Source organism: Porphyromonas sp. COT-052 OH4946, from assembly GCF_000765965.1.
GTDB classification, from domain to species: Bacteria; Bacteroidota; Bacteroidia; order Bacteroidales; family Porphyromonadaceae; genus Porphyromonas; species Porphyromonas gulae.
On record NZ_JQZY01000014.1, the window covers coordinates 130,289 to 143,404 of the forward strand.

Here is a 13,116-nt window from a genome sequence, read left to right on the forward strand (position 1 = left end):
ATAGGGTATCGCGTACGTTAATGCGCCGGGGATTACTTCTCCGACAAGCGTTGCTGCCAACGCCATGCACTCAGCAGTGTGTCCTCCAACGACTCCAAAGCCTTCCAACCCAACACCTCATTGGCTTTCTTCGGCTCGGCCCATACCTGTTCGATGTCGCCTTCGCGCCTTCCTACTATCCGATGAGGAACGGCAACGCCTGTCACCCGTTCGAAGGTGCGGATAAGTTCCAGCACACTCACTCCCCTACCCGTACCTACATTAAAGACTTCGAGCGAATCGCTCGCTTTCTCTTCGTTCAGCATCCGTTCGATGGCAGCCACATGCGCTTTGGCCAAATCCGCCACATAGATATAGTCCCGGATACAGGAGCCATCGGGCGTGTCGTAGTCATCGCCGAAGACGCTCAATTCGGTTCTGATGCCTGCCGCCGTTTGAGTCAAATAGGGGATCAGATTCTGAGGCACCCCGTTAGGAAGCTCTCCGATATGCGCTGTGGGATGTGCCCCGATCGGATTGAAGTAGCGCAGGAGTATGGCCTTGTATCCTGCTCCGGCATGGATGGCATCGCGGATAATCTCCTCGTTGATTTGCTTCGTATTGCCATAGGGAGAGAGAGCTTCCTGTATCGGAGCCTCTTCCGTTACGGGCAATACCTCCGGCTGTCCGTACACCGTACAGGATGAGGAGAATACGATCCCACGAGTGCCGAATCGCCCCATCAGTTCGAGGATGTTCAGTAGAGAGAGGATATTGTTCCTGTAGTACAAAAGCGGCTTCTGCACCGATTCGCCTACGGCCTTGCTTGCAGCAAAATGAATGACGCCTGCTATATCGGGATGCGCCGTAAAGATGCGCACCATCGCCTCCATATCGTTACAATCGGCCTCATAAAAATCGGGGCGAACCCCTGTGATCCGGGCTATACCGTCGAGCACAGCAGCATGGGAGTTGGAGAAGTTGTCCACACTCACGACCCGATAGCCTGCCTGCTGTAGCTCCACAGTCGTATGGGATCCTATATATCCTGTCCCGCCGGTAACGAGAATCTTTTGTTTCATTTCGGTTTTTTATTTCGTAGCTAATTCTTGATTGATCGAGTCGATATAATCCAGCAATTCTTCTTTGCCTGTTTTCTTTTCGGAAGAGGTAATAAATACCGGAGGAAGCTCCTCCCACGTTTCCAGCAGTTTTTGCTTGTAGGCCTCCGTATTCTCTTTCAATCGGCTGAACGAGAGCTTGTCCGCCTTGGTGAATACGATGCTGAACGGAATCCCGTTCTCACCCAGCCATTGGAGAAACTCCAAGTCGATCTTCTGCGGTTCGTGCCTGCAATCGATCAGGACAAAGAGACTCGAAAGCTGCTCGCGACAGAGGATGTACGTCTCGATGATCCTGCGCAAGGACTCCCTGTTGGACGCGCCCAAACGGGCATATCCGTAGCCGGGCAAATCGACCAAATACCACGAATCGTCGATGATGAAATGGTTGATCAGCTGCGTCTTACCCGGCTTTTGGGAGGTCATGGCCAGTCCCTTTTGGCCGGTAAGCATATTGATCAGAGAGGATTTGCCCACATTCGAACGGCCGATGAAAGCATATTCGGGGAGCTTCGTATCAGGACATTTGCGCACATCGGTATTACTGATTACAAATGCCGCCTTTTTTATTTCCATTCGGTTCTGTCGTTATTTATTACGGATAGCCGTACAATAATAATTATATCTTTGTGACATACAAAGATAGCTTTCTTTTACCGGTTAAGCCTCAATTAGAATATGAACAAATCGCTTACAATTCTTATCTATACCCTCGTTTGGGTTTTGCTCATTGTCTTGCAAAGTCTGGCATTGGAGAGCACCAACCCGGGTACCCCCTCCTTTTGGAATACGCCCTCCGCCTACTATGCCGTATGGATCGTGGATGCTTATATCATAGCCCTGTATTATATCAATTACTTCCTGATAGCTCCGGCCATGATCAAGAGACTCCTCTTCCGTCCCTATATCGTGCTGTCGCTGGCCTTGGGAGGAATAGGCATGTTGCTTCCCGTCATCTTCCACCACGCTTGGCAATGGACCATACCGGGCACAGCCGAGGGGCAGATGCCCCTTTACGGAGAGGGCTTCATAGCCGCCATAGCTGCCATAGCCGTAGGGCTGTCCGTCCGTGGAGTGCGTGAGTGGGTGCGTCTGGCTCGACAGAATACCAATCTGGAGATAGCACTCAAGAACAAGTCCATCGCATACGATCGTGCCGAAGCACGGCTCCGTTCCTTGGAACAGCCGGTTTCCTTCCGCGACCTCGGTACGGGAGCGAAGGTGGAAAATGCACCTTCCTCCACACCTGTCAGTCCTCAAACAAACGAATAGCCATGCGAAAGAAACGCTCCAATCCCTACTACCAAGTCAGCAGGCGGAAGTTCAGCAAACGAAATTCCGGACGCAGATATTCGAGAAAGAGGAGAAGAAACGGAAGGCGATGGGGGCTGATGATCAGTCTGCTCCTGCTTGTCGCCCTCGGCATCTGGGTAGCCAAGCGGTACAGAACTTGGTTCGTTTCTCCGGCCGAAGTCGCCTACACCGTACCGCATACGATAGACAGGCTCACCCTGACGCCGGGTGAGGATTTCCTCACCCAAAGGACGGTCAGCTGGCGGTGCGACACCCTGCCGCAAGACTCTTGGCTGGACTATCGCTCTTTGGACGGAACGGATGCAGATACCCTGCTGATCTCGCTGCCGGCCGAGGGGAAAGAAGTCGTCACCCGTGCAGGACGCAACTACTATTACCACGCTAAGATAAACGGGCTCAAGCCCGGCCGCACTTATACCTACAGGGTCAAGACGGGAGAGCAAACATCGCCCTGGTACCGATTCTCCATTCCCGATAGTTCGGCTGCCACCGACTTCATCTACATCGGAGACGTTCAGGATCCGGGCAACGGAGGCAGTCAGGCACTGCTCCAACGGCTGCGTTCCCTGCATCCCGACCCTGATTTTCTGACTTTGGGTGGGGATCAGATCGAGGGCCCCACGGATTTCTATTGGGAAGTATGGCATCGTGCCATAGGCGACTGGACGGCATCGACACCCGTCATCGCCGCCACCGGCAACCACGAGTATATCAAAGGACTGAAAAGACAGCTCGATCCCCGTTGGGTACCTCAGTACAACTATCCGGCCAATGGCCCCAAAGGCTTCGAGCAACGTTCGTACTACATAGACTTCCCCTATATGCGGCTCATCGTCATGGACTCCAACGACATCCAATGGCCGGCATCCGTATTCAACCACCGCACGTGGTTGAAAAATGCACTCGAAACCACCGTACAGCCGTGGAAGATAGTCATGTTCCACCACGGAGTATACTCGGTGCGGCAGGGACGCATGAATCCGATCATCCACTACGGCTTCCGCTCCATTCTGGAGGAAGGCGGTGCCGACCTCGTCCTGCAAGGACACGACCATGCCTACTCCCGCATCACCACGAAGACGGAGTCCGGCACGAAGACTACACCCGTATATATCATCAGTAGCGCATCGCCCAAGCACTACCGCAACGGATTCTCCGACCGGCACGACAGGATCGGCTCCGGTCTCTACCTCTATCAGACCATCCACGTCACGCAGGGAGAGATCCGCTACCGCTCCACCACCTTCGACAATCGCCCGTACGATGACCTCCACCTGAAGAAGGTGGGAGGCCTAACCACGGTCAAGGACAATGCCGAGGACTGGAAAGAGATCTTCGCTTTCGACAACTTTGCCGACAGCAAAAAAGGCCGTAAGAAGCGTGCCGACTATCGGCAGGCAGCCCAAGAACGAGCAGCCGGCCATCGGTAAGCGGACGATCGGTGGCGCGTAAAATCGGATCAAAAACGAACGAACAGCCACACCACCAACAACTTTTCACTACCTTCGTTGCCGTAACCACAGAATAGAAACATAGACGATACTCGGCCGAAAGGCTGTGCGATCGTCGATTTTTCGATTAACTAACAAACAATGAAAAAAGAAGACCTTATGCGTAGTGGCTTTGCCACACGTGCCATCCATGGAGGCGCTATCGAGAACGCCTTCGGCTGCTTAGCCACCCCCATCTACCAGACATCGACTTTCGTTTTCGACAGTGCCGAACAGGGAGGCCGCCGCTTTGCCGGAGAGGAAGGCGGATATATCTATACCCGTCTGGGCAACCCCAACTGCACCCAAGTGGAAGAGAAACTGGCCATGCTCGAAGGCGGAGAAGCCGCCGCATCGGCTGCATCCGGTATCGGAGCCATCAGCTCTGCCATCTGGGTATGCGTGAAGGCCGGCGACCATATCGTAGCCGGCAAGACGCTCTACGGCTGCACCTTCGCCTACCTCACCCACGGACTGAGCCGCTACGGTGTGGAAGTCACCCTCGTGGATACCCGCAATCCGCAAGAGGTGGAGGCCGCCATTCGCCCGAATACGAAGCTCGTCTATCTGGAGACTCCGGCCAACCCCAATATGTACATGACCGACATCAAGGCAGTCTGCGACATCGCTCACAAGCACGAAGGCGTACGTGTCATGGTGGACAATACCTACTGCACGCCCTACATCTGCCGTCCGCTGGAGCTGGGTGCCGACATCGTCGTACACAGCGCAACCAAGTACCTGAACGGACATGGCGACGTCATCGCCGGATTCGTCGTGGGTAAAGAGGACTACATCAAGGAGGTGAAGCTCGTCGGCATCAAAGACCTCACGGGTGCCAATATGAGTCCGTTCGATGCTTATCTGATCAGCCGCGGTATGAAGACATTGCAGATACGTATGGAGCAGCACTGCCGCAATGCTCAGACCGTAGCCGAATTCCTCGAAAAGCATCCGGCCGTAGAAGCAGTCTATTTCCCCGGACTTCCGAGCTTCCCCCAATACGAATTGGCCAAGAAGCAGATGGCACTGCCCGGAGCCATGATCGCCTTCGAAGTGAAGGGCGGTTGCGAAGCCGGCAAGAAGCTGATGAACAGCCTGCACCTCTGCTCCCTCGCCGTGAGCCTGGGCGATACGGAAACCCTCATCCAGCATCCGGCCAGCATGACCCACTCACCCTACACACCCGAAGAGCGTGCTGCCAGCGACATATCCGAAGGATTGGTACGCCTGTCCGTGGGTCTGGAGAATGTGGAAGACATCATCGCCGACCTCAAGCACGGTCTGGACAGCCTGATCTAAACGCGCCAAAGGCTGCATAAAAGCCTGACAACAAACAGCATGAACCCCGAAAGTCTTTGACGGACTTTCGGGGTTCGCTTTTATATATCTACTCTGTCTATTTTCTGTCACGAGCTGTGCGACAACTATTCTTTTATTATTTTTCTAAACTCAAAGGTTTTACCATTTCCGAACTTGACGACATATACCCCCGGAGCAAAATCACCTGTCCGAACAACTTGTTTTTCAATTAAAGACCCTTTGAAGACAATCCGGCCTTTCGTGTCCAAGATATAAAAATCAATTTCACTATCATTCCCCTCTACTTCAATAACCAAATTATTCAAGACCGGATTGGGGTATACTTTAATGTTGTCCGAAACATCTCCGGCATTTACAGGCAGAAGATCTGACGGGGTAACAGACAGTCTATTGGTATGTGTCCATTTATGTTTACCGCCTGAAACGACCCAACTGTAATCAGCTATTTTGAGTCCTTCACCATACCATGGATCCATATAATACATTTTATCCCCGACAAGACCATGCCCAACGACAAAATGCCCACCTCCGGTGGACCAACCCCAACGGATAACGAATAACCTGTTTTTTTGGATGTCGGATGCCACTTGCTCTTGGGTGAGTGGCGCACTCACTCCGAAATTCAAAATGCTACCAAAATGAACCAATATATCCTGAACACTTCCTTTACCTCCCCAATTATAATTCCAATGATTACAAGAAGGAGCCGACATACAACAGTCTATATTTCCCAAATCGACATCAGGGAATGTCTCCACAGTTCTTGTGTACTCTGCGATTTCGCACTGCGATACAGAAATAGAATAATAGTCCAGAATACAAGCCGAAACCCCGGCCCAGCACCATTCAGATTGTAGTTGAGTTATTTCAGTTACAGGCAGAACCTGTGATCTCAAATGGCCGGTAGCTATTAAAATCAACAGCCATAAAAACACACGTCTCATAAACCTTCTCGCTTTATCATTTCGATTATTTCATCCATTCTGTATCCCTTTTCTTTGCTGCTTGGAACAGGATAAAATAGATATTCACCGGCCCTTTTCGAGGAAATAAAAAAATCTTTTCGCAGCTCATATACCCGAAGCATCGCTGAAAAATCATGTTCTTTTTCAAACTTAAAAAACTCCTCTGCCAATAGCACGGCTCCAAATTCAACGATTTTATATTCATTATTACAGCTCTTAAACACCGTGAAAAGGGCTCTATACTCGTCATCGACGATCAATGGGATTCGCCATGTGTCTGTAAACGACAAAGCACCTTGCTCAAGGGTGTAAACCGCGATGGGTCTACCGATAGTCGATTTTCTTATTTCATCCCTGTTTTTAATTCCATAATCAGGCAAAACATCATCGGGTATATCTTCCAAAAATGGCATTATATAGCCCTCTATCACCTCGATGGGAAAGTCTTTTCGTATTTCCATGTTTTGAGAAAAAGCGAGATTAGTCCCAAAAACAATTACCGATAGAAAAAAGACCCAAATTCTTCTTTGATTCATATTTTTCCTCATTAAAATTATAATAAATACCTCGGTCGATCATCGACCTCTCTTTGTAAAGATAAACATAAATACCCATTAGCAACGTTTTTCACTATCTTATTTTGCGTAGTATCGGCTCAACTACCGCACAGAAAGCAACCCTGTAAAAAAGCACTTATCCGTCATCCGCATTACTCGCAGCATCGGGTTCGGGATGAGGCTTTCCGTTTCCCTTGAGCCGATGTCCGTCTCTTCTCGATTTATCAGGAAGTATAAAGTATTTCATTGTTACCCGATCGGCTGCCGCTGTCTTTTGCGTGGTCGTTTTTGGAGGTGAAAACAGGCGCGAAAAAAGTTTTCAACAACGAAGATGAGTTTGGAATCATTCCAAATAAGCACCTGTGAGAGAGTGGATCCTGAAGCAGAGGAGATCGGAAAGCTGGGTCTTTCCGATCGGGATTCGCTTTTCCAAGGGTCGAATTACGATTTATATACAAAGCATTTTCGATTTGTATATATATAGTTTTCATTTTGTATATAAATCGTTTTTGATTTATATATAAATCGATTGCAATAAATATATAGATTACAAGCCGGTTTGATATAAATCGGACATTTCAAAAAGCCTTTAGCGGAGGTATAAATAAAGAGGCACCCACCAAGTTCGTGCAGGAACTTGGCGGGTGCCTCATCTATTTCGAAGGGGTACGAAACGGCTCTCAGGCTCTACCGCTCATACAGCAGGTTTGCATCAGCCATACGCAATGCCGGCATATAACCACACAGGCCGAACGAAACCGGCCGAATAAGAATGCAGGAAAGAGAGGGATCGGAGCACATATCTATCATTCATTTAGTCGTTTACAAAGTCATTCCATAAAAAGGGAAAGCACTCCCCGACACAAATTCACCGAAGAGGGGAGCACCTCGTCCGCCTGCAAATGTAGCGAAAAAGCCCCAACACGGAAGAATCCCCATGCGCTACTCTCTCCCTCTACACTCCAACGCCCAAGCCACCAATCAAGAATCATGTTGTGTGTACCCTTCGAATAGAGGGTAGATCCAACCACGATAAGACTAACGTCTTCCAACATGCCGTTGTGTGTACCCTTCAAATAGAGGGTAGATCCAACACGAGATAATTAAAGGGCAACCGATTGCCAGTTGTGTGTACCCTTCAAATAGAGGGTAGATCCAACCACGAAGCTAAACAAAACCTTTCTAATAAAGTTGTGTGTACCCTTCAAATAGAGGGTAGATCCAACACCTAAAAATCCCAGCAAAAACACCTATATGTTGTGTGTACCCTTCAAATAGAGGGTAGATCCAACAAGTATAACTTTACAAGATAACGTACAACAGTTGTGTGTACCCTTCAAATAGAGGGTAGATCCAACACTATGAGAGAAATCGAATTTAGAGGGAAAGTTGTGTGTACCCTTCAAATAGAGGGTAGATCCAACAATAACAATGATATAACTATAAGAAGAGAAGTTGTGTGTACCCTTCAAATAGAGGGTAGATCCAACCTTCTACGGAGATATAATCTCCAAGGCTGTTGTGTGTACCCTTCAAATAGAGGGTAGATCCAACAGGTATATTATCTGAAGTATCGCCGTTCAGGTTGTGTGTACCCTTCAAATAGAGGGTAGATCCAACTCTTCAGGAAGCCGTTCTCCCATTTGTGCTGTTGTGTGTACCCTTCAAATAGAGGGTAGATCCAACAGGGGTTCTACAGAGGAACAGTGCGCTCTGGTTGTGTGTACCCTTCAAATAGAGGGTAGATCCAACCCGATGAGTACAGCCATGATGGCACCGGCCGTTGTGTGTACCCTTCAAATAGAGGGTAGATCCAACCGTGTACGAGTTCTTTCCAAGGCTTATGCTGTTGTGTGTACCCTTCAAATAGAGGGTAGATCCAACTGAAAAGTTTTCCGAAATAATTTTATAATAGTTGTGTGTACCCTTCAAATAGAGGGTAGATCCAACCTACCCCCATCGAATTTGAGACCGATTGAGAAGTCATCATTCCACAGAAAGTGAGTGACGGTAAGGCTTTGGAGCCACTGCAAGCCGGTGAAAAACAGTCTGTCATCATCATTTTAGTGGGATATTAGGATTGAAAAAATGACTCTCTACGGTCGGGTTTATGCTATTTTCTCTCAAAAAATCATTCCTACGTTCCTGCCGGTTCGCACTCAAAAGTTCAAAGTTCGCCCCTTCAGTGCGATGGCTTCTCTAACGGTTTGGGTAAGCTCCTGATGAATACGGATCATCCGTTCGGCCGTTTCGGGCTTGTTCATCACAATCCTCTCATCCGAGCTATCCCTCTCCGAAAGCAAAAGGCCGTAAACGATACTTCTATACTCAAAGATACGGGAAATAATCTCTTTAGACAAGAAAACACCGTTGCCATTCTTATAAAATTCGTCCGTCAGTTCGGACAAGAATCCACGGATGCAGGCCGGCCTGAAATAATAGGTTTTCGCTCCGCTCCCTTTGGCTTTCTGCCATACCAATATGCTATCGGCATTCTCCGTATCGGTGGTGAAGCGCAGCAGCTTGTAGAAACTCCGGTGCGCCTCCAGCACGGCTTGGTATTTGCAGCGTTCGATATTCTCTATGCTCTCTTTGGAGAGCTTGCGCACGGCATAGCGATATGCCAGATATGCGGCAATGAAGATACCCGATAGCTCGATCAGCTGTACGCATATCGGTGTCCAACAAATAGTCATCGTCATCATTTTCTTATGCTTGTATGATTCGTTCTACCGTTTCTTTTGCCTGCTTCACTTCCTCGCTCAACCGGTGCGCGATGTTCAGCCCCATCCTTTCCTCTATGGCATCGGGGGAAGAGGGGTCGTACTTCCGAATGGACGAAAAGACGGCCTCATCGTACATGGGATACTGATTGTGCGAGAAGGCATTGCGCACAGCGATCAGAAGCCGGACTTTCCCGTGCAGCTCCGGCCACTTGGCCAAGAGAGGATCCGACCAGCTTTCGAGCATCTCTCTGAAGCTCTCATCCGGCAAGTGAGGATACCGGCTCAGCAGACTCTCTTCCAGCCTGAGCGTCAGCTCGAAGACACAGACCCTTGCCGTCTGATACTTGGCCAGCTCGTACTCCACCCTGAGCTTGCTGATCGGGTACTGCTCCATCGCGAGTCCGCCGGTATCGACGAAAGAGAAAAGGCCGTTGAGCCGGCGATCCTTGACAAAGGATTTGAAATTGCCCTGCTTCAGCAGCTTGGTGTCCCTCTCTTCGATATAGACCGTCGCCAGAGGAGCCTCCTCCTTGTGCACATGGCCCCGGCTGTCGGCTCTGTACACGACCACAGGCAAGCGCATCGGCTTCACGCGGTTCAGCACATTGAGGCTCCCCTGCTCTTGGACGTTGGGCCGAATATCTTTCAGGTAGAGAGTACCGGTATCCAATCCCTCCACCTTGTTCTCTTCCATGAGATCCCGGCACATCATCCAAGTGATAATATCCTGATTCTTGACAAGTCGCAGTTCGCGCTCGAACTTCTGCCACGACTTGAAGTCGTGATAGGGGTGTTCTTGGGCTTCGAGTATTTCCTTTTTCAGTTTGGCGAGATTGATCTTGTCTGCCCTGACTTTCAGCTTGCTCTCAAAGGCTTCCCAAAGGGAGAGATCCCGCAACAGCTGTTCGATTTTCTTCTTATTTCCCGGACTTGCATACTCGATTCCGGCAAAAGCATCTTTTATCCGACGAGCAGCACTGTGCGACCAAGCCTCAAGGTCTCGGAACCGCTCCTTACCTCTCTCCCACTCTTCGGCTCGGTCTTCTTTGCTCAGGAAGCGTCCTTTCTTGGGCTTGAGGCTGTTGCCTACATTGAAGGGGCTGTCATAGAAAGGCTGTACCCGGTCTTCACAAGCCCGCTCGAAATACAGCGGAACGGCTTTGGCCATGAATCCGACTTCCCTGTATGACCCGACTTCATCGTACCCCATCTCTATCAGGCAGTCTCTGACCGCTTCGGTAAAAATCCCGCGTGGCAGATGAAATTCGCCCTTCCAGCCTGCCACCAATGTCTGCCGATCAGTTTTGGGTTCCTTGAGCAGGAGGAAGGGGCAATTCTCCACCCGATCGCTTCGCCCTATGCGTTCGAGGAAAGCCTTTCTTGCTCTCAGATAGCTGCGATAGAAGGACAGGATATTGGTATGGCTCTCCCACCGGGTCTCGTGCAGGAAAGGATGGGGATTGTTCCCTCCCGTCAGATTCATCTGGCGGAAATACGGGGTCAGACGTTCCTTCTCTCCACCGAAAAGGGCGAGGGCGCGCTGTAGCATCCGGTATTCGGTGCTGTTGGCCTTGCTATTGTTCAGGGGCTTGCCGCTCGTGTCTTTCGCCACGGGCTGAAAGCGCATCATATCCCGTACCAGCCAGTCGGCTATGACGCCCGACTTGGGCAGGCCAGCATTCTTTCGGCCGATCCTGATCTTTCGGTCGGTCTGCCGATCCAGCATATCCAGACGGTGATCCGTATCCGCTATCATTTCCTGAAGTTTCTTGCGGACTTTCTCCTCCATATCCTTACGCTCTTGGGACAATATGCCGATCATTTGCTTGGGGAGATGTCCTCGCCGAATACCCTTGTCCGCCAAACAGGCATCCAACTCCTTGAGCGTATTGATTTCGTCTCGGGCGAAAGCATCGTATATAGCGTACACATCCTCTATCACCCTCTTGATTCTTCCTTGCACCTTCTCGGCACTTACCTCCTCGGAATACTTCTCCCTCAGCAGGAAGTAGTAGAACATCATGGGCATCAGCTCATGCACGCTCAGGAATGCTTCTGCCGTGAGCCGTTTGTCTTGGGCGTATTTGCTTCGCCCCGTTCGGGTCGTTCCTACCTCCGGCGACGGCCAAAGATGCTGCCCTTCCGGCACGAACCTCAGCCCGATCTTGCCTTTCTCGATATGATAGTGCGGAGTGGTTTGGGAGATATAGGGCTTGTCGCCGGTCTCGAAGTAGTCCAAATCCCGCACCAAACGCTTCCACTCTTCGGGTCTATGCTCCTCGGCGAAATCCTGTATTCGGCCGAAGCCGTACAGGTTGCGCGTCAGATGGCGGTCTTCCGGCTGCTCGCCGATCATCTTCTTGTATATGGCGAAGTGGTAGGTGCCCAAATCTATATGGAAGCGGAGGGAAGTGAAGACTTTCTTCAGATCGAAGTATCGCAAGGCGAAGTAGGGGAAGCGATCCTGATGCCTGACCAGCGTGTTTTTGAAGGGGTCTTCTCCCCCACCGTCCGTATCGTCCTCATCGGGCAGAATATCGACGGGCACTCTGAAACACGCTCTATCGTCTTCGCGAAGACGATCGTACAACGGCTTGGGACAGCGAACCAGTTCGTTCAGCATATCGAGCAGCATCCAGTCGTCCGTGCGCAGGCTCTCCAGTTTGAGCTTCGGCAGGGAGATCCGGCTCCGGCAGAAGACTTCGTTGGTCATCTGCTGGTAGGTTTCGGTGCCACCCTTGAAGCCTCGGATCTTCTTTTGCATCCAGATGGCATCCCTTTTCTCAAGAAAGAGGGAGACGAAAAACAGCAGTCCGGCTTCCGTGACCATCCCCTCACTATCGACAAAATGGTGCTTGAAGGAGGGATTGTCATTATGGCCGTATCTGTCCTTCTTGCCTTTCCTGACAAGGTGGTTGAAATGGCGGTGGGGATCGACCTTGTCGTTGTGCTCGTGATCTCTTTTCACCCGTTGGACACTCACATCGAAGACGTTGTACAGTCTCTGAAGCATGTTTCCATCGAACAGGGGCAATTCCGAAGATTCGGAATGTCGATAGTGGGAATAGTAATTCCTGAAATCCTTGAGCTTTTGTAGAAAGTCGAACAGGATGCTCTTCAGATTGTCCAAGGAGAGTGCATTGGCTTGCAGCTCCTCCTTTTCTTTTTTTGTCAGTTCTTTATTCTTGGAGGATTTGTTTCCAGAAGATTTGCTTTCGAAGAGTTTCTTTCCGTATGCCGCTCCTTCCAAAAAGGAGAAATGCTTCAGGATCAAACTTCTCAGCCGTGACTTCCTCTCCAGATCATTGTCGAAGTTTTTCCATAGGGCTTTGAAGGAGAGTACATCCTGATCGTTGGTTATATCGGCCTTGCTGTAGGCGAGCTGTCTGTCGATATGGGTGAGGGTGATGTAGGCATTGTGACGTGCCAGATTGAGGAAGGCTGCCCAGAAATGTTTGTCCTCCAGTGTGTAGTAGGTACCGTTGTACGGTCTCTCGCTTTGTTCTGTCATATTCTAATAAGTGGTGTGGATCGATAAGCAGGTCTATCGGGTTTCATAATGTGCCGAGTGCCTGCCGTTTTTATTTCATGGCTATAAAGTTACAACCATATTGACGAATATTCACATGTCAAAACCCAGC

General features: G+C 50.1%; 9 protein-coding genes and 1 CRISPR repeat array. Of the genes, 3 read left to right on the forward strand and 6 right to left on the reverse strand.

Annotated elements, in window-relative coordinates:
- Window positions 1-32: 32 nt before the first annotated feature.
- Together galE and yihA are read right to left on the reverse strand one after the other, a co-directional pair.
- Window positions 33-1,061, reverse strand: a complete 1,029-nt coding sequence (galE, locus tag HQ50_RS05615; protein ID WP_039428955.1) for a UDP-glucose 4-epimerase GalE — start codon at window positions 1,059-1,061, stop codon at window positions 33-35.
- 9 nt (window positions 1,062-1,070) lie between these two features.
- Window positions 1,071-1,676: a ribosome biogenesis GTP-binding protein YihA/YsxC gene (yihA, locus tag HQ50_RS05620; protein WP_018964287.1), complete on the reverse strand. Its 606-nt coding sequence runs from the start codon at window positions 1,674-1,676 to the stop codon at window positions 1,071-1,073.
- Window positions 1,677-1,778: 102 nt separating this feature from the next.
- Between yihA and HQ50_RS05625 the strand changes: the two genes are divergently transcribed.
- The 3 genes from HQ50_RS05625 (at window position 1,779) to megL (ending at window position 5,206) form a co-directional block, all read left to right on the forward strand.
- On the forward strand, window positions 1,779-2,372 hold the full coding sequence (locus tag HQ50_RS05625) for a hypothetical protein (protein ID WP_039428958.1): 594 nt from the start codon (window positions 1,779-1,781) through the stop codon (window positions 2,370-2,372).
- Between the two features lie 2 nt (window positions 2,373-2,374).
- Window positions 2,375-3,844: a metallophosphoesterase family protein gene (locus HQ50_RS05630; protein ID WP_039428961.1), complete on the forward strand. Its 1,470-nt coding sequence runs from the start codon at window positions 2,375-2,377 to the stop codon at window positions 3,842-3,844.
- A gap of 162 nt (window positions 3,845-4,006) precedes the next feature.
- Window positions 4,007-5,206: a methionine gamma-lyase gene (megL, locus tag HQ50_RS05635; protein ID WP_039418905.1), complete on the forward strand. Its 1,200-nt coding sequence runs from the start codon at window positions 4,007-4,009 to the stop codon at window positions 5,204-5,206.
- Window positions 5,207-5,331: 125 nt separating this feature from the next.
- On the opposite strand, the gene HQ50_RS05640 is transcribed toward megL, so the two are convergent.
- The 4 genes from HQ50_RS05640 to cas13b all read right to left on the reverse strand — a co-directional run bounded on the left by HQ50_RS05640 (window position 5,332) and on the right by cas13b (window position 12,986).
- Window positions 5,332-6,171: a T9SS type A sorting domain-containing protein gene (locus tag HQ50_RS05640; protein WP_081960052.1), complete on the reverse strand. Its 840-nt coding sequence runs from the start codon at window positions 6,169-6,171 to the stop codon at window positions 5,332-5,334.
- Window positions 6,168-6,728 (reverse strand): hypothetical protein, encoded by a 561-nt coding sequence (locus tag HQ50_RS05645; RefSeq protein WP_152566884.1) that lies wholly within the window; start codon window positions 6,726-6,728, stop codon window positions 6,168-6,170. Before HQ50_RS05645 ends, HQ50_RS05640 begins: the two co-directional genes overlap by 4 nt.
- A gap of 1,013 nt (window positions 6,729-7,741) precedes the next feature.
- A CRISPR array of direct repeats spans window positions 7,742-8,699; the repeat unit is 36 nt; unit sequence GTTGTGTGTACCCTTCAAATAGAGGGTAGATCCAAC.
- A 209-nt stretch (window positions 8,700-8,908) separates the two neighbouring features.
- On the reverse strand, window positions 8,909-9,454 hold the full coding sequence (gene csx28 / locus HQ50_RS05650; protein WP_018964283.1) for a CRISPR-associated protein Csx28: 546 nt from the start codon (window positions 9,452-9,454) through the stop codon (window positions 8,909-8,911).
- A gap of 4 nt (window positions 9,455-9,458) precedes the next feature.
- The gene (cas13b, locus tag HQ50_RS05655; protein ID WP_039428968.1) at window positions 9,459-12,986 is read right to left on the reverse strand and encodes a type VI-B CRISPR-associated RNA-guided ribonuclease Cas13b; all 3,528 of its coding nucleotides are present in this window, start codon (window positions 12,984-12,986) and stop codon (window positions 9,459-9,461) included.
- Window positions 12,987-13,116 lie beyond the last annotated feature (130 nt).